The organism is Novosphingobium sp. CF614 (assembly GCF_900113255.1).
Lineage (GTDB): Bacteria > Pseudomonadota > Alphaproteobacteria > Sphingomonadales > Sphingomonadaceae > Novosphingobium.
In genome coordinates, this window is the sequence record NZ_FOOR01000008.1 from 51,006 (window position 1) to 76,557 (window position 25,552).

The following is a 25,552-nucleotide window of genomic DNA, read 5'->3' on the forward strand; positions in this document are numbered from 1 at the left end:
AGTTACGCCTAACGGCTAACCATAATCGCGCGATGATGGACCGAGTCGTCCAACGTACCGACTGAACAGGAGTGCCCACCCATGGTGGATATGGCCGTCATCGAGCTTTCGCGCCTGCAGTTTGCCCTGACGGCGCTCTACCATTTCCTGTTCGTGCCGTTGACCCTTGGCCTGTCGTTCATGCTCGTCATCATGGAGAGCATCTATGTGATGACCGACCGGCCGATCTGGCGGGTGGTAACACGCTTCTGGGCCAAGCTGTTCGCGATCAACTTCGTGCTGGGCGTCGCGACCGGCATCACCATGGAATTCGAGTTCGGGACCAATTGGTCCTATTTCTCGCACTACGTCGGCGACATCTTCGGCGCGCCGCTCGCGATCGAAGGGCTGATGGCCTTCTTCCTCGAGGCCACTTTTGTGGGTCTCATGTTCTTCGGCTGGGACAAGCTGAGCAAGCGCCAGCATCTCTTCACGACATTCATGGTGGCGCTCGGCTCGAACCTGTCGGCGCTGTGGATTCTCGTCGCCAACGGCTGGATGCAGCATCCCACGGGGTCGCACTTCAATCCCGAGACGATGCGCATGGAAGTCACCGATTTCATGGCGGTGCTGTTCAATCCGGTGGCGCAGGCCAAATTCGTTCACACCGTCAGTGCGGGCTATGTTTGCGCCTCGGTGTTCGTGCTCGGCGTCTCGTCCTGGTATATCCTCAAGGGCAAGTGGGTCGCGGTTGCCAAGCGCTCCTTCACGGTCGCAGCGGCTTTCGGCCTCGCCTCTTCGCTATCGGTCGTCGTGCTGGGCGATGAATCGGGCTATGCACTTACAGACAACCAGAAAATGAAACTCGCCTCCCTGGAGGCCATGTGGCACACCGAGCCCGCACCCGCCGGCATCGCCATCTTCGGCATTCCCAGCATGGAAGGGCGCGAGACGCGTTACGAGATCAAGATTCCCTATGTGCTGGGACTGATCTCCACGCGCAGCCTCACCGGCGAAGTTTCCGGCATCAACGAACTGGTGGTCAAGGCCGAGACCCGGATCGAGAGCGGCATCAAGGCCTATGACGCGGTCGAGAAGCTGAAGGTCGATCGCACCGACCTGGTCGCGCGCGCGCAGTTCGAGCAGCACAAGCTCGACCTTGGCTATGCCATGCTGCTCAAGCGCTTCATGCCCGACCCGCGCTCGGCGACGCCCGCCGATATCCAGAAAGCGGCGTGGACGACGGTCCCCAATGTCCCGGTCATGTTCTGGCTGTTCCGCGTGATGGCCGGCCTCGGCTTCTTCTTTATCGCCTTCTTCGGCGCGGCGTTCTACATTGCCTCGATCCGGCGCTTCGGTTCCAGCGACGGATTTTTCCGGCTGTTCATGCGAACGGCGGTCTGGATCATTCCGCTGCCCTGGCTGGCCATCGAATTCGGCTGGGTGCTTGCCGAGATCGGCCGCCAGCCCTGGGCTATCGAAGGTGTGCTGCCGACGTTCCTGGGCGCCTCGAGCCTGACGGTTCCGCAAATTTGGACGACGATCATCGGCTTCACCCTGCTCTACGGCGCGCTTGCGGTGATCGAGGTCCGACTGATGCTGGCAGCGATCCGGCATGGTCCGATCGAGCATCATGACGGGCCGGACGCCCCGCTTCACCACGGCTATGCCCCACTGCCCGCCGAATAAGGAGACCGACCGTGGCCCCTCCCATCGACTACGAAACCCTGCGCGTGATCTGGTGGGCGCTGATGGGCGTCCTGCTGATCGGCTTTGCCCTGACCGACGGGTTCGATCTCGGCGTCGCCTCGCTGCTACCCTTCGTCGCGAAGACTGACGAAGAGCGGCGGATGGTTATAAACTCGGTCGGCGCGACCTGGGAAGGCAACCAGGTCTGGTTCATTCTCGGCGGAGGCGCGATCTTCGCCGCCTGGCCCTTCGTCTATGCCGTCAGCTTCTCAGGCTTCTACCTTGCGATGTTCCTCGTCCTTGCAGCGCTCATCCTGCGGCCCGTGGGCTTCAAATACCGCTCCAAGAAGCCCGATCCGGCATGGCGCAGCCGCTGGGACTGGGCGCTGTTCGTCGGCGGTTTCGTGCCGGCGCTGGTGTTCGGCGTCGCGGTCGGCAATGTCCTGGCCGGCGTTCCCTTCCGGCTCGACGGCGACTTGCGCTCCTTCTACGAGGGCACGCTGCTCGGACTGTTCCATCATTTCTCGCTGCTCGCAGGTCTGCTGTCGGTAGCCATGCTGGTCCTGCACGGATCGGCCTGGCTCGCGATCAAGATCGAACGCGGCGCGGTCCATGATCGGGCCAAAAGCTTCGGACAGATCGCGGCGGTTCTGGCGATCCTGCTGTTCGCCGCAGGCGGCGTGATGGTCGCGACCATGAACATGGGTTTCCGAACCGAAGGCGCGGTAGACCCCATGGGGCCGTCCAATCCGCATTTGTCCACCCTCGTGGCGGCTCGCGGCGCGTGGCTGGCCAACTACGGCGCGCACCCCTGGATGCTACTGGCGCCGGTGCTGGGCTTCCTTGGTCCGGTCATGGCGCTGATCGGGATTAGGTCGAAGCGTGAAGTGCTGGCCTTTGGCGGCTCGTCGTTCGCCGCCATCGGGATCATCTCGACGGTCGGGCTTTCGATGTTCCCGTTCATCCTGCCGAGCTCGATCGACCCGGGCTCCAGCCTCACGGTCTGGAACGCCTCTTCGAGTCACCTGACGCTGTTCATCATGCTGCTGGTGACGCTGGTGTTCCTGCCGATCGTGCTGCTCTACACGGCCTGGGTCTACAAGGTGCTGTTCGGCCGCGTGACCACGCAGGACGTGCGCACCAATCCCGATTACTATTGAACGAGGTTCTTGACCAATGTGGTATTTCACCTGGGTATTGGGTCTTGGCTTGGCCGTCGGGTTCGGCATCCTCAACGGTATCTGGCATGAGTTCCATTCGGATCCCGGCGAAGACCTGACGCAATAGAGGCCAGCTCAAACACCGACGCGCCGTCACGACGCCGGGCCGAGGTCGGGTGACGATGCGCGATCCGCGGCGAGCGGGCCGTCTTCTTTGCCGAACTGACTGCACAGAAAGGTCATCAGCGCTTGCACCCTGGCATCGGCGAGCCGGTAGAAGATCGTGGTGTTCTCGCGCCGGGTCTGGACGAAGCCGGCTTCACGCATCCGCCCCAGATGCTGCGAAACGCTCGATTGCGACAAACCGCATAAGCCGACCAGTTCGCCGACCGACGCTTCACCCTCACGCAGGCGGCAGAGCAGCAGCAGGCGCTGCTCGTTGGCGACGACCTTGAGGAATGCGGCGACCTCGGTCGCGCGCTCGCACAGAATTTCCGCCGTATCGTCCATCATCATTTGCTTGCAGGTCTCCCGTCATCACGCAGCACCACGTAGATGGCCGGGATAACCAGCACGGTGAGCAAGGTCGAGGAGGCAAGACCGAACAGAAGCGAGATGGCGAGGCCCTGGAAGATCGGATCGGTAAGGATCACGGCAGCACCGATCATCGCGGCCGCCGCCGTCAGCACGATCGGCTTGAAGCGGATCGTACCCGCTTCGATCAACACGTCGCGCAGCGGCTTGTCGGGCGTGGACGTGTGCCGGATGAAATCGACCAGCAGGATCGAGTTGCGCACGATGATGCCGGCCAGCGCGATGAAGCCGATCATCGAGGTGGCGGTGAACGGCGCGCGGAACAGCATATGGCCGATGACGATGCCGACCAGGGTCAGCGGGACCGGCGTCAGGATGACGAGCGGCAGCCTGAAACTGCGGAACTGGGCGACGACGAGGATATAGATGGCGAGCAGCGCGACCATGAACGCCGCGCCCATGTCCCGGAAGGTCACCCAGGTGATCTCCCATTCGCCGTCCCAGAGCAGGCTGGTTGCGTTTTCATCGGTGGGCTGGCCGCTGAGACGGATGACGGGCTTTTGCAGACCCCTGGCGGCCCAGTCATAGCTTTCGATCGCGCGATCGACCGCGAGCATGCCGTAGATCGGCGCCTCATAATCGCCCGCCAGTTCGGCCGTCACCATATCGGCGAAGTGGCCGTCGCGCCGGAAGATGGCCGGGCTGCTCTGCTCCTGCTGTGCCTCGACGATCGCGCCCAGTTCGACCAGTTTCGGTCCCGCCGGGGTCTGCGACACCGCTACCGGCGTGCTGGCCAGCGTCTGCGTCCAGCTTCGCGCGGATTGGGGGAGGGCGATGGTGATGGGCAGCGGCGTGCGCTCGTCCCCGCGCGGGGCGTAGCCGACGGTCTTGCTACCCAGCAGTGCACCGATCGAATCGTTGATGTCGCGCGCTGAGAGACCGTAATAATCGATCCGGTCGCGCTGCGGGATCAGGCGGAGCTTGGGGCGGGGCTGGCCGAAGCTGTTGTCGACATCGACGATATAGGGGATCGACTTGAAGATTTTCTCGAGTTCGGTCGCCGTCGCGCGCCGGCTCTGCGCGTCGGGGCCGTAGATTTCGGCGAGCAGGGTTGCGAGCACCGGCGGTCCCGGTGGCGTTTCGACGACCTTGATCGAGGTTCCTTCGGGGAGCTTCAGCGCCTTGAGCTTCTGGCGCAAGGCAAGCGCGATCTGGTGGCTCGAGCGGTCGCGGTCACCCTTGGGCAGCAAGGTCACCATGACATCGCCCATCTCCGGGCGACCGCGCAGGAAATAATGGCGCACGAGGCCGTTGAAGTTGAACGGCGCGGAGGTGCCGAGATAGGCCTCCATCGCGGTCGCTTCGGGGAGTTCGCGGGTCAGGCGGGTGACGTCTTCGAGGACACGGCCGGTGCCTTCAAGGCTGGTGCCCTCGGGCATGTCGACCACGACTTGCACCTCGGACTTGTTGTCGAAGGGCAGCAGCTTGACCGTCACCGCCTTGAAGTAGAACATCGAACAGGCAAGCAAGGTGGCGATGCCGACTGCGATCAAAAAATTCCGCGCCGACTTGCGATCGTCGATGATCCGGTGCGCGACGCGCGCATAGAGGCCGCCGAGCTTGCCGCCGCTCTCGTCATGGCCGCTCTTGCCATTGTCAGGCGCGGTATCGGCGGACAGCGCCTTGCGCGCGAACCGGATCATCAGCCACGGCGCGATCACGACCGCGACGAAGAAGGAAAAGACCATCGCGGCCGACGCATTGACCGGGATTGGCGCCATATACGGTCCCATGAGGCCTGACACGAACAGCATCGGCAGCAGCGCCGCGACCACGGTAAGCGTGGCGACCACCGTGGGGTTGCCGACCTCGGCGACCGCCTCGATCGCGGCCTGGGTCCGGGTGCGCCCATGACTGCCAACGTCGGGCATCGCCCAATGGCGGGCGATATTCTCGATCATCACGATCGCGTCATCAACGAGAATGCCGATCGAGAAGATCAGCGCGAACAGGCTGACGCGGTTGATCGTGTAGCCCATGAGGTTCGAGGCGAACATGGTCAGCAGGATCGTGGTCGGGATCACGACGGCGGTGACGCCGGCCTCGCGCCAGCCGATCGCAAAGCCGATCAGGATGACGATCGAGATCGTCGCGAGCGCGAGGTGGTAGAGAAGTTCATTGGCCTTCTCGTTCGCGGTCGCGCCGTAATTGCGCGTGACCGCGACATCGACCCCATCGGGAACGAGGCTGCCTTTGAGGCTTTCCAGGCGTGCAAGCACCGCCTCGGAGACAACCACGGCATTGGCGCCCGAACGCTTGGCGATCGCGATGCTGACGGCTGGCGCGTTCGACCAGCGTCCCTCGTTGCGTGCCCAGCGCCATGCCCGCGCCTGATCCTCGCGCGGACCCTGCGTGACCGCGGCGACATCGCGCAGATAGACCGGTGCCCCGGTCACCGAGCGGACGGTGAGCATGCCGACCTCCTGCGCCGAAGACAGAGTCTGGCCTGCGGTGACCGCAACGGCTCGCCCGCCCTCGCGGACGCTGCCCGCCGGGAAGCTGCGATTGGCCTGGGCCGCCGCATCGATAACGCCGCCGAGCGGTACGCCATATTGGCTGAGCTTGCCGGGATCAGGCGCGATACGAATTTCTTCGGGCCGCCCGCCGGTCAGGAAGGTGAGGCCGACATTATCGACCTTGGCGATCTCGGTCCGCAGCCGGGCGGCGAGCGCATAGAGCGCTTGGTCGTCATATCGCCCGGCCGCGCCGGGCTTGGGCGACAGCGTCAGGACGATGGCGGGGACATCATTGATCCCGCGCACCGTGACCTTGGGGTCAGGGATGCCGACCGGTATGCGGTCCCAATTGGCGCGCAGCTTTTCGTCGATCCGGGTCGCGGCGTCCTCGGGGTTCGATCCGACCAGGAAGCGCGCGGTCACCATCACGCCATCGTCTTCGGCCTGGGTATAGACATGCTCGACCCCGTCGACGCTTTTGACGATGGTCTCGAGCGGGATGCCGACCAGTTGGACGGCATCAGGCGCCGACAGGCCCGGCGCCGAGACCTGGATGTCGACCATCGGCACGCTGATCTGCGGCTCTTCCTCGCGCGGGATCGTGAAGAGCGCGAGCAGGCCGATGGCGATGGCCGCCAGCAGGAACAGCGGGGTCAGCGGCGAGGTGATCGTCGCGCGGGTGAGGCGTCCCGAGAGGCCGAGATTCACTTGCGGCTTCCCGGAGCGAAGAGGGTGTCGCCCGCGGTTATGCCGCCGAGAATTTCTACCTTGTCGGGCTCGACAGTCGGCGCGGTCTGGACCGCCACCGCGCTGACGCGCCGATCAGGTGTCACGACATCGACATAGTCGATGCCATAGCGCGTCGAAATGAAGCGGCGCGGGACGATGATGGCGCGTCGCCGGCCAACCTCGATCATGACGCCAACCCGGCGTCCGACCAGTTGAGTGGTAAGGCTGGGCACAGTCGCATCGACCTGCATTCGCCCCCCGGCGACTGCAGGATAGATCTGGGTGACCTCCCCCTGGCGCGACCCGTCGGGCAAATCTTCCTGGGCGACCGCGACATGCGCGCCGACATGCACCGCGTCGGCCAGCGATTCCGGCAGATCAAGCCGAAGGACCGGCGGGCCAGCGGTCACGGTCGCGATCGACATGCCCGGCGCGACGACCGAGCCTGCGGGGATATCGGCGCGTAAAACACGGCCGGTGGCCGGCGCGAGGACCGCGCCCTGTCCAGCGACGCTCGCGCGCGCATTCTGCTGGGCGCGGGCAGCCGCGACCTGGGCATCGGCGGCGCGCGCCATGGCGACCGACTGATCCAGGCGAGCCTTGGCATAGACATTGTGATTGTAGAGATCCTGGACGCGCGCGAGGTCGCCCCGCGCGCGCGCGGCTTCGGCTTGCGCGGCGGCAACCTGCGCGCCTGCCGCGCTCGTCTCATAGCCAAGGCGCGTATCGACGATTGACCCGATGCGCTGGCCCTTGGTCACCATGTCGCCGGCGCGGATGCTGAGACTGACCAAGGTGCCGGGAATGCGGGCAAGCGCCTGGGCCTGGTCGCGCGTCGTTATCTCGGCTCCGACCGCCTTCATGTCGGCGGTCTCTGCGAGCGCGACGGTCAGCCGTTCGCCGGCGGGCAAGGCCGCCGCCTTTTCCTCGCTCGGCGCGCTGCCGCCGCAGGCCGTCAGCGTCAACGCCGCACCAGCGACCATCCATGCCCATTTTGTCATTGCCGATGGCTCCCCCGTTGCATGGCCTTAGCCGCGTTCGACCGGCAGGCCGGCGGCCTTCCAGGCGCCGATACCGCCCGCGAGATGCGTATCGATGCTCGACTGCGCGCTGGCGCAGCGGTCGAGCGCGAGGCCCGACCGCTTGCCGCCAGCGCATTGGAGCACGATCGTTCGGCCCGCTGCATCCGGAACATTACGCGGTGCGAATTTCGAAAGCGGGGCGTTTACTGCACCCTTGATATGCTCGGCGGCGAATTCGTCGGGTTCCCGCACGTCGACGAGGAGCGCCGAACCATCGGCCAGCATTGCTTTGAGGGTCTGCGCATCGATCTCCCGGTGCGCCTTGGCCTTGCCGAATCCGAACATGGTGGGTCTCCATCGCTGAGCTATCAATTTGTATATTGCATATATCATGTAATCATTATATTCAGTCAAGCGAGATATTCGCGGTGAGAGGAACGAGCATCATGAACAAACCGAAGATCGTGGTGCTGGGCGCGGGCTTGGGCGGCACCATCGCAGCCTATGAAATCCAGGCGGCTGCCAAGGGCCGGGCCGAGGTGATGATGGTGTCCGAATCGGACACCTATTCCTTTATACCTTCCAACCCCTGGGTCGCGGTTCGCTGGCGCGAGCCCGAAGCCATCCAGGTGCACCTGCCGCCCATCTTCGCCAGGAAGAAGATCGGCTTCACCTCGGTTGGCGCGAAGCGCCTGCATGCGACTGAAAAGCGCCTCGAACTCAATGATGGCAGCGATGTCAATTATGATTATCTTGTAATTGCAACTGGACCTGATTTGGCATTTGACGAAATCGAAGGGCTTGGGCCGCATGGCGGTCATACCGTTTCGATCTGCCAGACCGCGCATGCCTCGGCCGCAGCCGAAGCCTTCGACCGCTTCGTTGAAAATCCCGGGCCGATCGTGGTCGGCGCGGTGCAGGGGGCGTCGTGCTACGGCCCGGCCTACGAGTTCGCGCTGATCCTCGATACCGAGCTCCGCCGCCGCAAGATCCGCGACAAGGTGCCGATGACTTTCGTCACCGCCGAGCCCTATATCGGTCATCTCGGCCTCGACGGCGTCGGCGACACCAAGGGCCTGCTCGAAAGCACGCTGCGCGAGCGGCACATCAAATGGGTCACCAATGCCAGCGTCGCCAGGGTCGAGGCGGGCACGATGCATGTCGAGGAAATCGCCGAGGGCGGCGCTGTCGCCCGGACCCACGACCTGCCGTTCGCCTTCTCGATGATGCTCCCGGCCTTCCGGGGCGTTCCCGCCGTGCGCGACATCGCCGGCCTCACCAATCCGCGCGGCTTCATCCTGATCGACAAGCATCAGCGCAACCCGGCCTTCCCGGAAATCTTTGCGCTCGGTGTCTGCGTCGCGATCCCGCCCACCGGGCCGACGCCGGTGCCGGTCGGCGTGCCGAAGACGGGCTTCATGATCGAAAGCATGGTGACCGCGATCGCGGCCAATCTCGATGCGATACTCGACGGCAGGGAACCCACGACCGAAGCGACCTGGAACGCGGTTTGCCTGGCTGACTTCGGCGATGGCGGCGTCGCCTTCGTCGCACAGCCGCAAATTCCGCCGCGCAACGTCAATTGGTCGGCCAGCGGCAAGTGGGTCCATCTCGCGAAGATCGGCTTCGAGAAATACTTCCTCCGCAAGGTGCGCAGGGGCGAGAGCGAACCCTTCTACGAGAAGCTCGCGCTCCACGTCATGGGCATCAAGAAGCTGCGGATGTGACCGCCTCGTTCGACACGGAAAGGAAAAACACAATGACTCTCGATCGCGCCGTCATGATTTTCGCAGGCTGTGTCGTCCTCTTGGGGATCGTGCTGTCCTTCACCGTCCATCCCTGGTGGATCGGCCTCAGTGCCTTTGCCGGGGTCAATATGATCCAGGCCGGCTTCACTGGCTTCTGTCCGGCAGCGATAGTTTTCAAGGCGATGGGCGTCCGTCCGGGCACCGCGTTCAAATGACGAGCAAGCGCCGCATTGCGCGCCTGATGCTATGGCTTGCCGCTCCGCTGGCGCTGAGCACCGTGGGGCACGCGACGACGCTTGAAGAAGCGCTTGCCGCGGCCATCGCGCATGCGCCCGAGATTGCCGCGGCCGACGCGGATGCGGATGCGGCCAGAGCGCGGCTCGATCAGGCGAAGGCCGGCCGACTGCCGACCGCGACGCTCAGCGGTACGATCGGCTATGGCCGCCTCGATCCGCAGGGCTTCTTCGGCCTCGGCGCGGCCAACGTGACGCCCCGCGCCGCCCAGATGACGGTCGAGCAGCCCCTTTTCACCGGGGGCAGGGTCGGCGCCGGGATCGATCAGGCCCGCGCCGGCATCGCCGGCGCCGAGGCGGGGCAGGCAGGCACGCGCAGCCGGCTCGTGATGGCGGTGACCCAGGCCTATGGCGACGTGCTGACCACTGCCCGCATGGTCGATCTCTACGGCCGCCTCGTTACCCAGACGACCGAGATCGAGCGTCAGGCCCGCCTCAAGTTTCGCGTGGGCGAGAGCCCCAGTACCGATGTCTCCCAGGCGGGTGCCCGTCTTGCCGAGGCGCGCGCCGGGCTTGCCCGCGCACGGGGCATGCAAGTCTCGGCACAGGCGCATTTTCGGAACCTGACCGGCCTTGAACCGGCAGATCTCCAGCCGCTCCCGTCCAATCCCGTGCTTCCCGCCACGCTCGACGAGGCGATGGACGCGGCAACCCGCAACAATCCCGCGCTGGCACAGTCCGAGGCCAGCCTGCGCGCGGCTCAGGCCGCGGCGCGCGGCGCGCGGGCCGAGCGCCTGCCCACGGTCGGCGCCTTCGCGGAGGGGGCCACCGTCCGCGACCAGTCCTTCCCCGACTACCGGGCGGACAGCGCGACCATTGGCATCCGTGCACGCTGGGAATTGTTCAGCGGCGGCCGAGCGTCGGGCAAGGTCGCCGAGACGGATAGCAGTGTCCGGGCAGCCGATGCGCGGGTGCGGGCCATGCGGATGCAGGTCGAAGAGCAGGTCATCTCTGCCTTTCAGGATGTTCGCACGGCGCAACTGGTCGAACAGGCGGCAACCGATCAGGCAAGCGCCGCGGCGCAAGCGCTCGACAGCGTGCGACACGAGGTTCGGGTCGGCATGAAGCCGCAGCTCGACCTGCTCGATGCCGAGCGCGAATCGATTGCTGCCGAGGCAGGCGCCTTGCAGGCCGGCACAGATCGCATCGTTGCGGCCTACCGCCTGCTCAGCCTGATGGGCCGTTACTGAAGATGGAGGAGACGGCGATGCTTTAATCTTCGCCACCAAGCCGGCCTTGGCCGTTCAGATGATACAGCGTGCGCTGGCAGCCGAAGTGCCGTTCTCCTGGGTTGCCGCAGACGCGGTGCATGGTGTCGGCGATGTTGAACAGGCGCTGCGCCGAGCCTGCAGAGGCTATGTTCTCGGTTCCGAGGCGATCGTCGAGGCGCGCGCTGGTCGTCGCGCAGGGCAAAGTGCGTGCGATGACATGGGGGTTCCCGCTGGCACTCAAGGGCCCCATTTTATCCCCGCGTTGACAGCAATGCTCAGCTCAAATTTGTGCCCCTCCCGGGTCACTTCTCAGCGGCGATCAACACACCGGCGTTCTTCATCGCAGGCAGCCCGACCCTTAGCATCCAAGCGGCGGCAAATCCGAGCAAACATAGCACCCAACCAAATTTACTGATAAACCGAGTCAAAGAATGAAATGAACGCAAATGGTGTCCAGGTAATCGATCTATATCTTTGATAACAAAATGACCTGAGGTGATCGCACTTAGCCATTTAGCCGAATATGCGCCAGTGAACCGCGAATTCGCGAGCCCAGACCTGAGAAAACCGAATGATATCGGGCCAAATCTCCTTCGTCCAACACCATCCCACGAATCCACATAATACCAAATGCCGTTCAGGCTAGCGATACTCGTAAAATGTTTTGGATCAGACGTGCCAAGTGTTGCAAATCTGAATCCAAATCTTTTCAAAAGCACCTGAGCCACGATGGCTTGCTGACTACATCCAGCCCAAGGTTGTTTCAAAATGTCATCAGGCTCCACTTTCTGTGCCACATCTGACCGAAGAAACGAGGCGAGCCATAGAACCCAATCATCAGATACAGAATAGTATGAATAGGAATGATAGAACCGTTTTCGCAGCAGCATCTCAATCGCATATGCAGTCGCGACGGGGGTAGCATTATTCCCGGCCCATCGCCTTACCTCCGCTTCTGCGGTGTCAATATTGTCAATGCGGGCCAAAGCCTGATCGAACAATTCCGGGGCAGACATAACCGTATCAGCCGGTTTAGGGACAAACTTCACCGAGACAGATATCGTCGCCAATATTGCCGCTCCAACGAGAAATGCTCGTTCGATAGCTGTGAATGTCGTCCCCATGTGATTCCTCCACGATCTTTGTTTGCCGACTCCAAAAATCCAAAAAGGGTAATGGATCGGCAATTAAGTCTTTAGCCCATCATATTCACCGGTGCGGTGCTGAGGGGTTGGCGGGAGTAGCGTAAGCGATTGCTTTGAAGTAGGAAAATGGGTGTCGAAGCCAGTCCTGCAACGAGGCAATAAATGCCACAGCCTACACCCGCCGGATGCGAAGATAGCGCGCCCGGTTTTGGTTTCCAGCAGTGCAGCGCAAGAAAGTCACAGCCGCCTTCGACGGTGGCCGGCTCACGTCTGACGGCGGTGTTTTGTTGCTGGCGCAAGCTGAGCGCGAGATGGGAATCTGCCAGCAGCTTGCCGCCTGCATGGCCGATCGGCGTGACCCATCACGGGTGATCCATGCGCTGGACGACATTCTGCGTGCGCGCATCTTTGCGATCGCCTGCGGCTACGAGGACGCCGATGACCTCGATGCGCCTGCGTGCGCGACGATCCGGGGTTTCGCCTGGCGCTGGGCAAGCTGCCGGGATCGGGCGTGGGGCTTGCCAGTCAGCCGACGATGAGCCGGTGGGAGAACGCACCGACCACGCGCGAGCTGGCGAAGCTGATGGCCGCGATGGTCGACATCTATTGCGCGAGCTATCCGGCCCCGCCCAAGGCAGTGACCCTGGACATCGACGAGCTGAAGGCCAGCGAAGCTACACCTGTGACGTGGTTCACGGCTACCAGCAGCTCTCCTTCTGGAACGGGCATCACGGCGAGCGCTGCTTCCTGCCGATCCATGTGTACGATACGGCAACCGGCCGGCCGGTGGCGATGCTGTTGCGCACCGGCAAGACGCCGTCGGGTGCAGAGGCGACCGGGCATATCCGGCGCCTGGTGCGCCATATCCAAAGGCACTGGCCAGACACACACATCACGATCCGCGGTGACGGGCACTACGGCCGGCCTGAGGTCATGGCCTGGTGCGAGGCGCACGGCGTCGACTACGTGCTTGGTCTGCCGACCAACGCCGTGCTGCGCGCCGATCACGAAATCGTCACCGCTGCCGATGCCTGCGCGACGAAGCGGGCGATCAGGAAGGACCCGGTGCTGCGCAATTATGCCCAAACCCGCTACGGCGCAAAAAGCTGGAAGTGCCAGCGCCGCGTCGTCGCCCGGATCGAGGCCAGCACGCTGGGCATGGACATCCGCTATGTCGTGACCTCGCTGACCGATGGTTCTGCCGAGCACATCTACGATACGCTCTACTGTGCCCGTGGTCAGGCCGAGAACCTGATCAAGCGCCACAAGACCCAGCTCGCCAGTGATCGCACTTCGTGCCGATCGGCCAACGCCAATCAGATGCGGCTCATCCTGCACACCGCCGCCTATTGGCTGCTGTGGCGCATCCAGCAGGAAATCCCCAAGGCAACCGCGCTGGCCGCCGCCGAGTTCGCGACGTTGCGCCTGCGGTTGCTCAAGGTTGCCGCCCGCGTCATCGAAACCGCTTCCCGCATCAGGGTAGCCTTCGCGTCAGCCTGCCCCGATGCCGAAACCTTCCGCACCGTCGCCGCCGCTCTCAAACCAGCCCCGACTTAACCGGCGCGGCCGTGCCGCCGAACGTCCAAACCCCGTCCTCCAACCCCGCAAGCCATCAAACATCCGCGGTGAAAAAGACGCAGCGGAGGCACTCGGCTCGCTCACCCGCCTGCTGCCGCCAACAACTGATCTTCCCCGGCAACAACTTCGTCACGAATAAGAGCGGTTAGTTGGCTGTTCATAGTCGGGATCACACTGGTGATTATGGTGTGTTTCGCTTGATCGGTAGGTCCGTTCGCCACCCTCTTTTCGATCACGCGACTGGCCTCCGCCGCGTGCCGAGAGTGGTCATGGCGGCCAAATCCATGGCCAGGCCGCCGTCCGGCATCCAGCATCCCGTCTGACAACGCTTCAGGCGGGTTTCAATCGCGCAGCGATTCGATTTCCCGAGCGAGGTCCTTGCCGCGCCGTTCGTCGGTGGCGATGCGTTCGAGTACGGCGATGCGCTTGCGCATTTCCTCTACCTCGCGTTCCAGTTCGTGTTCGCGGGCGGTGTGGTCGTAGCCCTGGCGTCCGCCGGACTTGTCGCCCAGCGCGCGGTACTTCTGCATTCGCAGCCAGGTGAAGCACCCGATCGCGAAGAGAACGACGACGGCGTTCCAGAAACTCATTGGGTGGTGGCCTCTGTCGGTTCGATGTCGCGCAGCGCCTCGATCTGCATGGCGATGTCGCTGCTGCGGCCATCTGTAATGATACGTTCGAGCACGCGCACGCGATTTTCGAGCTGGGCGCTATGCGCCGCGTACTGCGCCGCCTTTTCGGCGGTCTGGCCGACCATGATCTCCAGCTTGCGCTCCCGGTACGCGAGGTGGCGCTTGTAGGCCCCGGCGAGGATCGACACGACGGTGATGAGCGCGACCATCAGCGCCGTGAACGCCATGACGTCTCCCGGGCTCATTGGCGTGTCTCGCTGGGCGCGCGCTGGGCCTCGACCTCGCGCTGGTCGCGCAGGGCCTCGATCTGGAGCGCGGTGTCATAGCCGCCGTCGGTGATGATCCGCTCAAGCACGCGCACGCGTTCCTCGAGTTCGCGCGAGTGCGACGCGTACTGCGCGGCCTTCTCTGCAGTGGCTTGGGCGTGCAGCTCGGCCATGCGGCGCTGGTGCCGGGTCCAGATCGCGAAGCCGCCGATGATGAACGGCGCGAGCGGGATCAGCAGCGCGAGAGTTCCATGGTCCATTTCGGTCCCCCTGTGGTTTTCGCTTCAGCGGAGGCTGTTCAACGCAGACTGTCGATTTCCGCGGCCAGGCGCGAGCTGCTGCTGGAATAGTGCGCTTCCATGTCGGCGATGCGCCGGTCCAGGTCCGACAGGTCCGAACGCAGGCGGCTGGAGCGCGAGCGGCCGAAGCCCTGGCGGGCGCGGCGGCGCTCCATCCGGCGCAGCAGGCGCTCTTCCTCGGCCTCGCTGTAGAGGGCCATGGGGCGGCTGTCGGCAAGCACGGCGACGGCGATGTAGATCGGGATCGTCAGGTAGAAGCCGAACAGCGTGAGCAGAACCGCGCCCAGGCGAATCCAGAACGTATCCACCCCGGTATAGTCGGCGATGCCCGAACATACGCCGGCCAGTTTGGCGTTCGACTTGTCGAGATAGAATTGTCCGCGTGACACTGGTTTTCCCTTCCCTTGAAGATACAACGTCCCGGTCATGGCCCGTCGCCCTTGAAGGGCGGGGCGCGCTTCCGGGATGCAAGCGCGCTTGCGTTATTCGGACGGATCGCCGGCCTCGCGTAGCGCACCCTGGCCGCCTGGACCCATCGCGCGCTTCATCTCGGCCAGTTCCGCATCGATCTTGTCGCCGTCGGCGAGGGCGGCGATTTCCTCGGCGAGCGTGGGCTGGCGCCGGTCGGAGAGGCTCATCGCCTCGGCCCGGCCTTCTGCGTAGTCCACGCGCCGCTCAAGCTGGTCGAACCGGGCCATCGCTTCGTCCACGCGCTCGCTCGAGAGCAAGGTGCGCAGCTTGACTCTATTCTCGGCGCTCTGCAAGCGAGCGGCGATCGACGACTGGCGGCTGCGGGCTTCGCGCAGGCGGCTTTGCAGCTTCTCGATGTCTTCCTCGTAGGCGCGCAGGGCGTCGTCGAGCACGGCGATCTCGGTGCGCAGCTGGTCTGCCATCTCGGCGGCCTTTTTCCTTTCGAGCAGGGCGGCGCGGGCGAGATCCTCACGGTCCTTGCTGAGCGCGAGCTGGGCCTTGTCGCTCCAGTCGGCCTGGAGCTTGTCGAGCTTGCCGACGTGGCGGCGCAGCTCCTTCTGGTCGGCGATGGTGCGCGCGCTGCTGGTGCGGACTTCCACCAGGGTCTCCTCCATCTCGAGGATAATCAGGCGGATCATCTTCGCCGGGTCTTCCGCCTTGTCGAGCAAGTCGTTGAAGTTGGCGGCGATGATGTCGCGGGTGCGCGAGAAGATACCCATCCTGATGTTTCCTTTTATGGATGTCGGGCGAAAATGCGACTGGCCGGGGCGATAATCGCTATCGTCGGCGGGGTTGTAGAAACGGGTGCCGGCGCGGGGAACAAAAGCCCCGAAGGGCTTGTCGCTCCGCGTGCCTTGGCCGGGATTTTGCAGGATTTCGATTTCCGCGTCGAGCCTGCTCATGCAAGCGAGGCTCCGCAGGCCGGCGTTGCGGCATAGGCCTTGGTGGCGCCGAACTGGTCGGCCATGACCGCCAGATTGAACGCGCCCATCGCCAGCAGGCTGATGATGATGGCCCAATCCAGCTTCGTGCGGGCCAGTGTCGAGCGGATGGACCGTGCGGCTGGTGCGGTATCGGCGTTGCGCGATTGCATGGGGTGTTCCCTCGAAATTCCTGAACTCACTTGATGCCTCGGCTTTCAGCAAGGGGTGTGCCAAATGCCTGGGGTGGCGGATTTTCGCGGAATTCGCATTTTTGCCCGGGATCTGCAGCGAAGATGAATTGCCAATCAATGGGAATTCACGCTAATATTTTGGAATGGAGCGTGACGTTCAGTTCATTGGCCAGTCGATGGCTTTTCTTGACGCCGTGGAACGGGCGAGCCGCGCCGCCCCGATCCGTCGTCCGGTACTCGTGATCGGAGAGCGCGGGACCGGCAAGGAACTGATCGCCCAGCGGCTCCACCGCCTCTCGCCGCGCTGGGGCGAGCCGCTGGTGACGCTCAATTGCGCCGCGCTGCCCGAGACGCTGATCGAGGCCGAGCTGTTCGGGCACGAAGCGGGCGCCTTCACCGGCGCCACCCGCGCCCGCGCCGGGCGTTTCGAAGAAGCGGATCGGGGGACCCTGTTCCTGGATGAGCTGGGCAACCTGTCGATGGCGGCCCAGGAACGGCTGCTGCGCGCGATCGAATACGGCGAAGTCGTGCGCATCGGCGCCTCGCGGCCGGTGACGGTGGATGTGCGCATCGTCGCCGCCACCAATGCCGACTTGCCGCGCATGGCAGAGGAAGGCACCTTCCGGGCCGATCTGCTCGACCGGCTCAGTTTCGAGGTGATTACCCTGCCGCCGCTGCGCGCGCGTGAGGGCGATGTGTTCGAACTGGCCGACTACTACGGCCGGCGCATGGCGGCCGAGCTGGAGTGGGACGGTTGGCCGGGATTCGCCGAATCGGCACTGGAAGTGCTGGAAGCGCATCGCTGGCCGGGTAACGTGCGCGAGCTGCGCAACGTCGTCGAGCGCGCGGTCTACCGCTGGGGGCGGGAGGACCAGCCGATCGCGGAGATCGTTTTCGATCCTTTCGAAAGCCCGTGGCAGGAGCCGCCGCGCCAGGTGTCGCCGTCTGCCGATCCGGCCGTCGGTACGGCGGCGTCGTTACCGCGCGGGGCTGCGGTTCCGATCCCGGAGGACTTGCGCATGGCGGTGGAGGCTTACGAGCGCGGACTGTTGCGCGATGCGCTCGATCGTCATCGCTGGAACCAGCGCCGGGCTGCCGCGGCGACGGGGCTCACTTACGATCAGCTGCGCCATTGCATGAAGAAGCATGGCCTGCACGAAAATGTCACGAGTGCCGCTTAGTCGCCGCGCAGGATGTACCGGTCGCGCGCGGCGTTCTGATTGTTGCCTGCCCGTTTGGCCCGGCCGGCCTGTTGCTGTATCCACTAGCGGAATGAAAACGAGTCACCGCCACCGTGTCCGAACAAATCCCCCCGATTGAACTCCTGGAAAGCCTGACGCTCAAGCAGGCCGAGGTGCTCGATCTGTTGGTGATGCACCGCACCACCAAGGAAATTGCGCGGGAACTGGGCATCGCGCCGAATACGGTGGACCAGCGGATCAATGCCGTGCGCGAAAAGTGGGGAACCGCCAATCGCAAGGACACCGCGCGCCGCTATGCCCAGCTGCTGGAACAATGTGGCAAAACCACATGTGGATTATCCCGTGTCGACCTTGATAGCCAGGATATCGAGGATGGCGATCAGGACCTGCCGGCCGATCCAGTCTTCGTCCTTTCCGATACCGCCTCGATGCGGCGGCATCCGGATTGGTTCGATGGCGAGAATGTCAGACCGACAGGCCTGGAGGCCTTTGATGCGAGGTTTGGAAGAGGCGGACGGGTGGCCGCGATCTTCGTCCTGGCGCTTATCATGGCAATGACGCTGGCCTCGGTGCTGGCGATTGCGAACGCGCTGGGCAAGTTAATATAACTGGTAAACCGCACCCGCGCAAAAAATCGCCTTCGATCGGGAACGAGCGCTCCAGCGCAGTCGGAGACGAAGACATGAATTCTGAAATTGCCAGCATGCGGATCGCGCGCAGTATCAAATCGGTTGAGGACGGCATGGACGAACTGCTTGCGAAATCCGGGGAATTGCTCACCGAAATGGCCCGCGCGCGCCTGGCCACGGAGAATGCCGCGGTCCACGGACAGCGCCCGCTGGCGCGTGTCGCCGCGATGCAGAAAAGCCTGGTGGAGGCGCGCTCCGAACTCGTGCGGGCGCACAGCGATCTTTCGAAGCTGGCCGAAACCATGGACATTGCCGCTGAATGCCCCGAAACGGCGCTTCTTGACGGCAACATGGCGCGGGCGCGCGGCGTTGTCTGAACCGGCCATGCGAACGCAAGGGGACTGAGGTGGAACACCCGGAACAATTCGTGTTTTTCCTGGTTCTGACCCTCAGCATTGTGCTCTCCATCTGGAAAGGCGGCGCGCCCGAAAGGGCGGGCGGTTTCCTCATTTTCGGCATGTGCGTGTGGCAGGTCGGGGCAGTGCGCGTTCTTCCAAGTCATTTCACGTCGGTCGATCCAATATCGCTGTCGACGGACGTGACGGGGACCATCGGATTCGGATTTCTCGCTTTGCAGGCCCGGAGGATCTGGCCCATATGGGCGACATCGTTGCAAATCCTGAGTTTGAGCGCGCACTTCGCGAGGTGGGCCGATATCGGCATCCCTCCATTCGTCTATGCCGTGATGCGCGGCGCGCCAACGTTCGGGGCGATGATCGCCATGCTGGCGGGAACGGTGCTGCACCTGCGCCGGGTGCGGCGCCATGGCTGCGATCCCTCCTGGCAGAACTGGTCCCGGGCAGTTGTTGCGTCCGGCCGGTCTCGGCCTCGTTACTCGAAATTCTCGTAAAGCACCTGGGACGGCTGCGCCGCGAGGTCATGCTCCAGATGCTGTTCGACGGGACCGGAGATCTCTGTGGCCATCTGGCTCGGTGCGATGGTGGGCCGCGCTCGATTTCGGCGCGCTATCGGCTCTTGTTCGAACATGCCTTCACGCTCGATGCGAGCGGTTTCGTGCTGGTCCACAATCATCCGTCCGGCATTCCGTGGCCGAGCGCGCGGGACGTCGCCTCGACGCGCGCGCTGGCGGCCATGGCGCGGGCGACGGAGCTTGAATTCCTGGATCATGTCGTGGTCGGCGGCCGGTCCGCGGTGAGCATGCGAAGGGCTGGCTTGATGCTGTAGATCGCGAAATTCCCGCGCCCGCACAGGCCGGCACAGGGTTTGTACGGGCGCCGGGAACCTTGCCCGCGAGCCTGCCTCGACTCGGGCTTGGGCAGGGTGGAGGCCCCCGGGGGAGTGGCGGCCTGTCGTGCGCCGGGAAAAGTACCCGGCGCACGCAGGTTCCATGGAGAAGGGCGAGCGGAATGGCGCGCCATCGGGCCTCTTGCCTTTTTGGGGCAATGAGCTTATCTGGCCCCTATCCCGACATTGGTGAAACAAGGTTCGGGCTGGCGCCGGAAGGGGCTGGCGCGAAACCGCGTTGCATCGATGCGGCGTCAATGCATCGTTTTTAACCGGAGTTTCCCGCGTGGCCGATATCGCCCGCATCACGCAAGTCATCGAGCCCGAGGTCAAGGCCCTCGGCTTCGATCTCGTGCGCGTGCGAATCTTCGGCAAGAGCGAAGTCGGCGACGACGAGATCGCGCTGCAGGTCATGGCCGAGAACCCGGCGACCGGCCAACTGGTGCTTGATGACTGCGTGAAGCTCTCGCACCGCATTTCCGACCGCATGGATGCGATCGAGGAAGCCGGCGAAGTGCTGATCGACGAGGCCTATCGGCTCGAGGTCAGCTCGCCAGGGATCGACCGTCCGCTGACCCGTCCCAAGGATTTCGTCAACTGGGCGGGGCATGAGGCCAAGGTGAACCTGACGGCGCCGGTTGACGGCAACCGCAAGGCGCTCCATGGCGAGCTCGCCGGCCTGGAAGGCGAGACCGTGCTGTTCGACGACCGCAAGTCCGGCCGCATAGCCTTTTCGCTTGCCGACGTTCATTCCGCGCGGCTGGTCCTGACCGACAAGCTGATTGCCGCAACCCGCCCGCTGGATACCAGCGGCGCCGACGAGATTCTCGAGGAACAGGAAGACTAAGCCATGGCCAGTGCGATTTCCGCCAACCGTGCCGAGCTGCTTGCGATCGCCAACTCGGTCGCATCGGAAAAGATGATCGACAAGTCGATCGTCATAGAGGCGATGGAAGAAGCCATCCAGAAGTCGGCCCGCAACCGTTACGGCGCGGAGAACGACATTCGCGCCAAGCTCGATCCGCGCACTGGCGACTTGCGCCTGTGGCGTGTCGTCGAAGTGGTCGAGGAGGTTGAGGACTACTTCAAGCAGATCGATCTCAAGCAGGCCGAAAAGCTCCAGTCGGGCGCCAAGCTGGGTGACTTCATCGTCGATCCGCTGCCGCCGGTCGACCTTGGCCGCATCGATGCGCAGTCGGCCAAGCAGGTGATCTTCCAAAAAGTCCGCGATGCCGAGCGTGACCGCCAGTACGAGGAATTCAAGGATCGCGCCGGCGAGATCATCACCGGCGTCATCAAGTCGGTCGAGTTCGGCCATGTCATCGTCAACCTTGGCCGCGCCGAGGGCGTGATCCGCCGCGACCAGCAGATCCCGCGCGAGGCCGCGCGTGTCGGCGAGCGCGTGCGGGCCATCGTGCTGAAGGTGGAGCGCCAGAACCGCGGCCCGCAGATATTCCTCTCCCGCGCGCATCCCGAGTTCATGAAGAAGCTCTTCGCGCAGGAAGTGCCCGAGATCTACGACGGCATCATCGAGATCAAGGCTGCGGCCCGCGATCCCGGTTCGCGCGCCAAGATCGGTGTAATCAGCCACGATCACTCGATCGATCCGGTCGGCGCCTGCGTCGGCATGAAGGGCAGCCGCGTCCAGGCCGTGGTGCAGGAACTGCAAGGCGAGAAGATCGACATCATTCCCTGGAGCGAGGATACCGCGACTTTCGTCGTCAACGCGCTCCAGCCCGCGACCGTCAGCCGCGTCGTCATCGACGAGGAGGAAAGCCGCATCGAGGTCGTCGTGCCCGATGACCAGCTCAGCCTCGCGATCGGCCGCCGCGGCCAGAACGTGCGTCTCGCCAGCCAGCTTACCGGCTCGCAGATCGACATCATGACCGAGCAGGAATCCTCGGAGAAGCGCCAGAAGGAATTCACCGAGCGTTCCAAGATGTTCGAGGAAGAGCTGGATGTCGACGAGACTCTCTCGCAGTTGCTGGTTGCCGAAGGCTTCAGCGAGCTGGAGGAAGTCGCCTATATCGAGCTTTCCGAACTCGCCGCGATCGAGGGCTTCGACGAGGAACTGGCCGAGGAACTCCAGAGCCGCGCCCACGAAGCGCTCGAGCGCCGCGAGGAAGCCAGCCGCGAGGCACGCCGCGCCCTTGACGTCGAGGATGCCATCGCCGAGCTGCCGCACCTGACCGAGGCCATGCTGGTCACGCTCGGCAAGGCTGGGATCAAGACGCTTGACGATCTGGCCGATCTTGCCACCGACGAGCTCATTGCCAAGAAACGCACCGAGCAGCGCCGCCGCGACGGTTCGGTGAACCGCCGCGCGCGCGACGAGGACAAGGGTGGCGTGCTTGGCGAATACGGCCTGACCGAAGAGCAGGGCAACGAGATCATCATGGCCGCTCGCGCCCACTGGTTCGACGACGAACCCGCAACCGAGGAGGCCGCCGATGCGGAGTCCTCGCAATGAGCGCGTAAGCTCCGACATCGATAGCGCCAGCCCGGAAAGGACCTGCATCCTTTCCGGCGAGAAGGCTGTGCGGGGCGAGTTCCTGCGCCTGGCGATTTCACCCGATGGCTTCGTGCTTCCGGATGTCCATGCGCGCGCGCCCGGGCGCGGCGGGTGGATCGGGGTATCGCGGGCGGATCTTGAAAAAGCGCTTGCCAAGGGCAAGCTCAAGGGAGCGCTGGCGCGCGCCTTCAAGGGGGCGCCGCTTTCCATTCCCGACGACCTGCCGGACCGGATCGAACAGGCGCTGATGCGCGCGTTGACCGAGCGGCTGGGCCTCGAACTGAAATCGGGCAAGCTGCTGATGGGATCGGATCGCATCGCGCAGAACGCGCGTGAGGGCCGGGTTGCATGGCTCGCCCATGCCGCCGATGCGAGCGAGGACGGTTCACGCAAGCTGGACCAGGCCTGGCGGGTCGGAAGTGACGCCGAGGGAAGCGGCCTTAAAGGCACACGCTTGCCACTGGACCGGGAGACGCTGTCTGTGGCATTGGGCCGCGACAACGTCGTTCACCTGGCGCTGACCGATCGCGGCGCGGCCAATCGAGTCGCATCGCTGCTGCGGCGCCTCCTGCATTTTCAGGGGCGAGCCCAGGAGCAGGCCCAGGTGGGGCCTGCGTCCGATAAGGGCGCAGCCGGCATGGATGATGATAACGGGCAGGCGCCTGACGCCGTGCTCGTGACGATACCCGATCACGGTCGGGTAGAAGCGAATAGAGATTGAAGGGCACGACGAGACTTATGAGCGAGACCGACAACAAACCGACCCTGGGCCGCAAGCCGCTTGGGCTTAAGCGCTCGGTGGAAGCGGGTGAGGTCAAGCAGACCTTCAGCCACGGCCGCACCAATAAGGTCGTGGTCGAGGTGAAGCGGCGCAAGCTGATCGGCAAGCCCGGTTCGGAAGGCGTCGTCGAAGCCAAGGTGGAGGGTCCGGTCGCCGCGCCCGCGCCGCAGAAGGTCGCGCCTCCGCCGGCTCCGCCGAAGAAGCCGATCGTGCCTGCCGGAGAAACCCGCCAGGAAATGCAGTCGCGCCTGCTGCGTGAAGCCGAGGAAGCCCGGCTGAACACGCTTGAGGAAGCCAACCGCCGCGAGCAGGAAGAGAAGCTGCGCGCCATCGAGGCGGAGAAGCGCCGCGCCGAGGAAAACCGCGCCCTCGAAAGCAGGAAGGCGCAGGAGGAAGCGACCGCATCCACGAGCGTCGAAACCGAAGCCGCCGAGCTCCCGGTGGTGGAGGACGCCCAGCCCGCACCAGTGCCCGAGTCGCCTGCGGCCGTCGATGCCCAGGCCGACGCCCTGGTAGCCGAGCCCGCTGCCTCGGCCGCTACGCCCGCCCCGGCCCCGCGCCGCTTCACCCCGGTTCATCGTCCGGAAACCACGGCGCGCAAGGCGGAGCCCGCCGCCAACGGCGCCGCCAAGAAGGCCGAGCCAGCCAAGAAGGGTGCTCCGGCTCCGCGCGGCCCAGAGCGTGACCGCAAGGGCGATCGCCGCCAGTCGGGCAAGCTGACCGTCAACCGCGCGCTCAACGAGGACGAGGGCGCCCGCGCCCGCTCGCTCGCCGCGCTCAAGCGTGCCCGCGAGAAGGAACGCCGCGCGCACTTCGGCGGCTATCAGCAGCAGCGTGAGAAGCAGGTCCGCGACGTCGTGGTTCCCGAGGCGATCACTGTCCAGGAACTCGCCAACCGCATGGCGGAAAAGGGCGCCGACCTGGTGAAGGCGCTGTTCAACATGGGCATGATGGTCACCGTCAACCAGACGATTGACCAGGACACCGCGGAACTGCTGGTCACCGAGTTCGGCCACAACATCAAGCGCGTTTCTGAAAGCGATGTCGATCTCGATAGCTCCGCCGACGTCGATGCCGTGGAGACTCTGAAGATTCGTCCGCCGGTCGTGACCATCATGGGTCACGTCGATCACGGCAAGACCAGCCTGCTCGACGCCCTGCGCGGGACCGACGTGGTACGCGGCGAGGCGGGCGGCATCACCCAGCACATGGGCGCCTACCAGATCAAGACCAAGGGGGGTGATCTCATCACCTTCCTTGATACGCCCGGCCACGCCGCCTTCACCCAGATGCGCATGCGCGGCGCCAATGTCACCGACATCGTGGTGCTGGTGGTGGCGGCCGACGACGGCATCATGCCGCAGACGGTGGAGGCCATCAACCATACCAAGGCCGCCGGCGTGCCGATGATCGTGGCGATCAACAAGTGCGACAAGCACGAGGCCAACCCGCAGAAGATACGCGAGCGTCTGCTCGAGCATGAAATCGTCGTCGAGGAAATGTCCGGCGACGTGCAGGACGTCGAGGTTTCGGCCAAGACCGGCACGGGCCTTGATAACCTGATCGAGAAGATCCTGCTCCAGGCCGAGCTGCTCGAACTGCGCGCCAACCCCGATCGCGATGCCGAGGCGACGGTGATCGAAGCCAAGCTGGACAAGGGCAAGGGGCCGCTGGCGACCGTGCTGGTCAATCGCGGCACGCTCAAGGTCGGGGACATCTTCGTGGTCGGCACCGAGAGCGGGCGCGTGCGCGCGATGCTCGACGACAAGGGCCGCCAGATCAAGCAGGCGCCGCCGTCGCTGCCGGTCGAGGTGCTGGGCCTGGGCGGCGTGCCGATGGCGGGTGACCAACTGACCGTGGTCGAAAGCGAACAGCGGGCCCGCGAAGTCTCGGCCTATCGCCAGGAACAGGCGACCGCCAAGCGCACTGCGATGGCGCCGGCCAGCCTCGACACGATGTTCTCGGCGCTCGCCGCCAAGCAGAACGTCATCGAATACCCGATCGTCGTCAAGGCGGACGTGCAGGGTTCGGTCGAAGCGATCAACAATGCGCTCCACACACTCTCGAACGACGAGATCAAGGTGCGCATCCTGCACTCCGGCGTCGGTGCGATCACCGAGACCGACGTGACGCTGGCCTCGGCCAGCGGCGCGCCGATCGTCGGCTTCAACGTCCGCCCGAACGCCAAGGCGCGCGAGCAGATCGAGAAGAGCAAGACGCCGATGATGTACTATGACGTCATCTACGAACTGACCGCCGAGATCGCCAAGCAGATGGCCGGCATCTGGGGGCCCGAGCGGATCGAAACCGTGGTCGGCCGCGCCGAGGTCAAGCAGGTGTTCCCGGCCGGCAAGAAGGACAAGGCCGCCGGTCTGCTGGTGCTCGAAGGCTATATCCGCAAGGGCATCAACGCGCGCCTCACCCGCCACGACGTCATCGTCTCGCGCACCACGATCGCCTCGCTGCGCCGCTTCAAGGACGACGTGGACGAAGTCCGCGCGGGCCTGGAATGCGGCGTGGTGCTGGCCGACACCAACGACATCAAGCCCGGCGACCACCTGGAAGTGTTCGAGGTGACGGAGCGCGAACGGACGTTGTAACAGGGCGGGCTTGACCGAATTTTAATCCAGCGATCGATCGTGATCGCCTAAGCCTTTCCGGTCGCTGCTTGCGACGGAAAGGCGGTGATATGATGTGAAAATTGAGACTGTGGCAATCCTGGTGATCGGCACGGCGA

Annotated in this window: 26 protein-coding genes and 2 pseudogenes; 17 read left to right on the forward strand and 11 right to left on the reverse strand. The window is 64.3% G+C overall.

Annotated elements, in window-relative coordinates:
- Positions 1-84 precede the first annotated feature (84 nt).
- The 3 genes from BM052_RS11060 to cydX are packed head-to-tail and all read left to right on the forward strand — an operon-like array spanning position 85 to position 2,955.
- Positions 85-1,668: a cytochrome ubiquinol oxidase subunit I gene (locus BM052_RS11060; protein ID WP_091146885.1), complete on the forward strand. Its 1,584-nt coding sequence runs from the start codon at positions 85-87 to the stop codon at positions 1,666-1,668.
- 11 nt (positions 1,669-1,679) lie between these two features.
- Positions 1,680-2,828, forward strand: coding sequence for a cytochrome d ubiquinol oxidase subunit II (gene cydB / locus BM052_RS11065; RefSeq protein ID WP_091146666.1), 1,149 nt, complete (start codon positions 1,680-1,682; stop codon positions 2,826-2,828).
- Positions 2,829-2,844: 16 nt separating this feature from the next.
- On the forward strand, positions 2,845-2,955 hold the full coding sequence (cydX, locus tag BM052_RS11070; RefSeq protein ID WP_091146668.1) for a cytochrome bd-I oxidase subunit CydX: 111 nt from the start codon (positions 2,845-2,847) through the stop codon (positions 2,953-2,955).
- Positions 2,956-2,981: 26 nt separating this feature from the next.
- On the opposite strand, the gene BM052_RS11075 is transcribed toward cydX, so the two are convergent.
- The 4 genes from BM052_RS11075 to BM052_RS11090 are packed head-to-tail and all read right to left on the reverse strand — an operon-like array spanning position 2,982 to position 7,974.
- Positions 2,982-3,338 carry an ArsR/SmtB family transcription factor gene (locus tag BM052_RS11075; protein ID WP_255406083.1) on the reverse strand — a complete coding sequence of 119 codons (357 nt, stop codon included), beginning with the start codon at positions 3,336-3,338 and terminating at the stop codon, positions 2,982-2,984.
- A 2-nt stretch (positions 3,339-3,340) separates the two neighbouring features.
- Positions 3,341-6,586, reverse strand: a complete 3,246-nt coding sequence (locus BM052_RS11080; RefSeq protein WP_091146673.1) for an efflux RND transporter permease subunit — start codon at positions 6,584-6,586, stop codon at positions 3,341-3,343.
- Positions 6,583-7,608 (reverse strand): efflux RND transporter periplasmic adaptor subunit, encoded by a 1,026-nt coding sequence (locus tag BM052_RS11085; RefSeq protein WP_091146674.1) that lies wholly within the window; start codon positions 7,606-7,608, stop codon positions 6,583-6,585. Before BM052_RS11085 ends, BM052_RS11080 begins: the two co-directional genes overlap by 4 nt.
- Positions 7,609-7,635: 27 nt before the next feature.
- The gene (locus tag BM052_RS11090) at positions 7,636-7,974 is read right to left on the reverse strand and encodes a rhodanese-like domain-containing protein (RefSeq protein WP_091146677.1); all 339 of its coding nucleotides are present in this window, start codon (positions 7,972-7,974) and stop codon (positions 7,636-7,638) included.
- A 101-nt stretch (positions 7,975-8,075) separates the two neighbouring features.
- On the opposite strand from BM052_RS11090, the gene BM052_RS11095 reads away from it, so the two are divergent.
- From BM052_RS11095 to BM052_RS19475, 4 genes and pseudogenes are all read left to right on the forward strand, one after another.
- Positions 8,076-9,356: an NAD(P)/FAD-dependent oxidoreductase gene (locus BM052_RS11095; protein WP_091146680.1), complete on the forward strand. Its 1,281-nt coding sequence runs from the start codon at positions 8,076-8,078 to the stop codon at positions 9,354-9,356.
- A 32-nt stretch (positions 9,357-9,388) separates the two neighbouring features.
- Positions 9,389-9,592: a YgaP family membrane protein gene (locus tag BM052_RS11100; protein ID WP_091146682.1), complete on the forward strand. Its 204-nt coding sequence runs from the start codon at positions 9,389-9,391 to the stop codon at positions 9,590-9,592.
- The gene (locus BM052_RS11105; protein WP_091146686.1) at positions 9,589-10,860 is read left to right on the forward strand and encodes a TolC family protein; all 1,272 of its coding nucleotides are present in this window, start codon (positions 9,589-9,591) and stop codon (positions 10,858-10,860) included. The genes BM052_RS11100 and BM052_RS11105 overlap by 4 nt, the downstream gene beginning before the upstream one ends.
- 19 nt (positions 10,861-10,879) lie before the next feature.
- A pseudogene (locus tag BM052_RS19475) lies at positions 10,880-11,038 on the forward strand (IS701 family transposase); the annotation flags it as partial.
- A 145-nt stretch (positions 11,039-11,183) separates the two neighbouring features.
- Here BM052_RS19475 and BM052_RS19480 read toward each other — a convergent pair.
- Positions 11,184-12,005 (reverse strand): hypothetical protein, encoded by an 822-nt coding sequence (locus BM052_RS19480; RefSeq protein ID WP_143084814.1) that lies wholly within the window; start codon positions 12,003-12,005, stop codon positions 11,184-11,186.
- Positions 12,006-12,247: 242 nt separating this feature from the next.
- Here BM052_RS19480 and BM052_RS11115 point away from each other — a divergent pair.
- Positions 12,248-13,583, forward strand: a pseudogene (locus BM052_RS11115) (IS1380 family transposase).
- Between the two features lie 362 nt (positions 13,584-13,945).
- Here BM052_RS11115 and BM052_RS11120 read toward each other — a convergent pair.
- The 6 genes from BM052_RS11120 to BM052_RS11145 form a co-directional block, all read right to left on the reverse strand.
- Positions 13,946-14,194, reverse strand: coding sequence for a hypothetical protein (locus BM052_RS11120; protein WP_091146691.1), 249 nt, complete (start codon positions 14,192-14,194; stop codon positions 13,946-13,948).
- Positions 14,191-14,481, reverse strand: coding sequence for a hypothetical protein (locus BM052_RS11125; protein WP_091146693.1), 291 nt, complete (start codon positions 14,479-14,481; stop codon positions 14,191-14,193). Before BM052_RS11125 ends, BM052_RS11120 begins: the two co-directional genes overlap by 4 nt.
- Complete coding sequence (locus tag BM052_RS11130) at positions 14,478-14,762, reverse strand: hypothetical protein (RefSeq protein WP_091146696.1); 285 nt, start codon at positions 14,760-14,762, stop codon at positions 14,478-14,480. The genes BM052_RS11125 and BM052_RS11130 overlap by 4 nt, the downstream gene beginning before the upstream one ends.
- A gap of 38 nt (positions 14,763-14,800) precedes the next feature.
- Positions 14,801-15,190, reverse strand: a complete 390-nt coding sequence (locus tag BM052_RS11135) for a PspC domain-containing protein (RefSeq protein ID WP_091146698.1) — start codon at positions 15,188-15,190, stop codon at positions 14,801-14,803.
- 93 nt (positions 15,191-15,283) lie between these two features.
- Positions 15,284-16,174, reverse strand: a complete 891-nt coding sequence (gene pspA / locus BM052_RS11140) for a phage shock protein PspA (protein WP_091146700.1) — start codon at positions 16,172-16,174, stop codon at positions 15,284-15,286.
- Positions 16,171-16,365: a hypothetical protein gene (locus BM052_RS11145; RefSeq protein WP_091146702.1), complete on the reverse strand. Its 195-nt coding sequence runs from the start codon at positions 16,363-16,365 to the stop codon at positions 16,171-16,173. Before BM052_RS11145 ends, pspA begins: the two co-directional genes overlap by 4 nt.
- A gap of 164 nt (positions 16,366-16,529) precedes the next feature.
- Here BM052_RS11145 and pspF point away from each other — a divergent pair, with 164 nt between their 5' ends.
- The 9 genes from pspF to infB all read left to right on the forward strand — a co-directional run bounded on the left by pspF (position 16,530) and on the right by infB (position 25,415).
- Positions 16,530-17,567, forward strand: a complete 1,038-nt coding sequence (gene pspF / locus BM052_RS11150) for a phage shock protein operon transcriptional activator (RefSeq protein ID WP_091146705.1) — start codon at positions 16,530-16,532, stop codon at positions 17,565-17,567.
- 113 nt (positions 17,568-17,680) lie between these two features.
- Complete coding sequence (locus BM052_RS11155; RefSeq protein ID WP_091146707.1) at positions 17,681-18,196, forward strand: helix-turn-helix domain-containing protein; 516 nt, start codon at positions 17,681-17,683, stop codon at positions 18,194-18,196.
- 74 nt (positions 18,197-18,270) lie between these two features.
- Positions 18,271-18,594: a hypothetical protein gene (locus BM052_RS11160; protein WP_255406084.1), complete on the forward strand. Its 324-nt coding sequence runs from the start codon at positions 18,271-18,273 to the stop codon at positions 18,592-18,594.
- Positions 18,595-18,623: 29 nt separating this feature from the next.
- Entirely contained in the window at positions 18,624-19,127 is a 504-nt protein-coding gene (locus tag BM052_RS20095; RefSeq protein WP_218151547.1) for a hypothetical protein, read from the forward strand.
- A 29-nt stretch (positions 19,128-19,156) separates the two neighbouring features.
- The gene (locus tag BM052_RS11165) at positions 19,157-19,462 is read left to right on the forward strand and encodes a JAB domain-containing protein (RefSeq protein WP_255406085.1); all 306 of its coding nucleotides are present in this window, start codon (positions 19,157-19,159) and stop codon (positions 19,460-19,462) included.
- A gap of 346 nt (positions 19,463-19,808) precedes the next feature.
- Positions 19,809-20,369, forward strand: coding sequence for a ribosome maturation protein RimP (gene rimP, locus BM052_RS11170; protein ID WP_091146709.1), 561 nt, complete (start codon positions 19,809-19,811; stop codon positions 20,367-20,369).
- A 3-nt stretch (positions 20,370-20,372) separates the two neighbouring features.
- Positions 20,373-21,992: a transcription termination factor NusA gene (gene nusA / locus BM052_RS11175; protein ID WP_091146711.1), complete on the forward strand. Its 1,620-nt coding sequence runs from the start codon at positions 20,373-20,375 to the stop codon at positions 21,990-21,992.
- Entirely contained in the window at positions 21,973-22,755 is a 783-nt protein-coding gene (locus BM052_RS11180) for a DUF448 domain-containing protein (RefSeq protein WP_091146714.1), read from the forward strand. Before nusA ends, BM052_RS11180 begins: the two co-directional genes overlap by 20 nt.
- 17 nt (positions 22,756-22,772) lie before the next feature.
- Complete coding sequence (gene infB, locus BM052_RS11185; RefSeq protein WP_091146716.1) at positions 22,773-25,415, forward strand: translation initiation factor IF-2; 2,643 nt, start codon at positions 22,773-22,775, stop codon at positions 25,413-25,415.
- The last annotated feature ends 137 nt before the right edge of the window (positions 25,416-25,552 follow it).

What these genes read in the sequence shown, in the direction of transcription:
- BM052_RS11120 (WP_091146691.1), bottom strand. Translation starts at nt 14,194, where the DNA reads ATGAGTTTCTGGAACGCCGTCGTCGTTCTCTTCGCGATCGGGTGCTTC.
- pspA (WP_091146700.1), bottom strand. Translation starts at nt 16,174, where the DNA reads ATGAGCAGGCTCGACGCGGAAATCGAAATCCTGCAAAATCCCGGCCAA.
- infB (WP_091146716.1), top strand. Translation starts at nt 22,773, where the DNA reads ATGAGCGAGACCGACAACAAACCGACCCTGGGCCGCAAGCCGCTTGGG.
- cydX (WP_091146668.1), top strand. Translation starts at nt 2,845, where the DNA reads ATGTGGTATTTCACCTGGGTATTGGGTCTTGGCTTGGCCGTCGGGTTC.
- BM052_RS11125 (WP_091146693.1), bottom strand. Translation starts at nt 14,481, where the DNA reads ATGAGCCCGGGAGACGTCATGGCGTTCACGGCGCTGATGGTCGCGCTC.
- BM052_RS11085 (WP_091146674.1), bottom strand. Translation starts at nt 7,608, where the DNA reads ATGACAAAATGGGCATGGATGGTCGCTGGTGCGGCGTTGACGCTGACG.
- pspF (WP_091146705.1), top strand. Translation starts at nt 16,530, where the DNA reads ATGGAGCGTGACGTTCAGTTCATTGGCCAGTCGATGGCTTTTCTTGAC.
- nusA (WP_091146711.1), top strand. Translation starts at nt 20,373, where the DNA reads ATGGCCAGTGCGATTTCCGCCAACCGTGCCGAGCTGCTTGCGATCGCC.
- BM052_RS11105 (WP_091146686.1), top strand. Translation starts at nt 9,589, where the DNA reads ATGACGAGCAAGCGCCGCATTGCGCGCCTGATGCTATGGCTTGCCGCT.
- BM052_RS11180 (WP_091146714.1), top strand. Translation starts at nt 21,973, where the DNA reads ATGCGGAGTCCTCGCAATGAGCGCGTAAGCTCCGACATCGATAGCGCC.
- BM052_RS11095 (WP_091146680.1), top strand. Translation starts at nt 8,076, where the DNA reads ATGAACAAACCGAAGATCGTGGTGCTGGGCGCGGGCTTGGGCGGCACC.
- BM052_RS11090 (WP_091146677.1), bottom strand. Translation starts at nt 7,974, where the DNA reads ATGTTCGGATTCGGCAAGGCCAAGGCGCACCGGGAGATCGATGCGCAG.
- BM052_RS11100 (WP_091146682.1), top strand. Translation starts at nt 9,389, where the DNA reads ATGACTCTCGATCGCGCCGTCATGATTTTCGCAGGCTGTGTCGTCCTC.
- BM052_RS11160 (WP_255406084.1), top strand. Translation starts at nt 18,271, where the DNA reads ATGAATTCTGAAATTGCCAGCATGCGGATCGCGCGCAGTATCAAATCG.
- BM052_RS11130 (WP_091146696.1), bottom strand. Translation starts at nt 14,762, where the DNA reads ATGGACCATGGAACTCTCGCGCTGCTGATCCCGCTCGCGCCGTTCATC.
- BM052_RS11075 (WP_255406083.1), bottom strand. Translation starts at nt 3,338, where the DNA reads ATGGACGATACGGCGGAAATTCTGTGCGAGCGCGCGACCGAGGTCGCC.
- BM052_RS11145 (WP_091146702.1), bottom strand. Translation starts at nt 16,365, where the DNA reads ATGCAATCGCGCAACGCCGATACCGCACCAGCCGCACGGTCCATCCGC.
- BM052_RS11165 (WP_255406085.1), top strand. Translation starts at nt 19,157, where the DNA reads ATGCTCCAGATGCTGTTCGACGGGACCGGAGATCTCTGTGGCCATCTG.
- BM052_RS19480 (WP_143084814.1), bottom strand. Translation starts at nt 12,005, where the DNA reads ATGGGGACGACATTCACAGCTATCGAACGAGCATTTCTCGTTGGAGCG.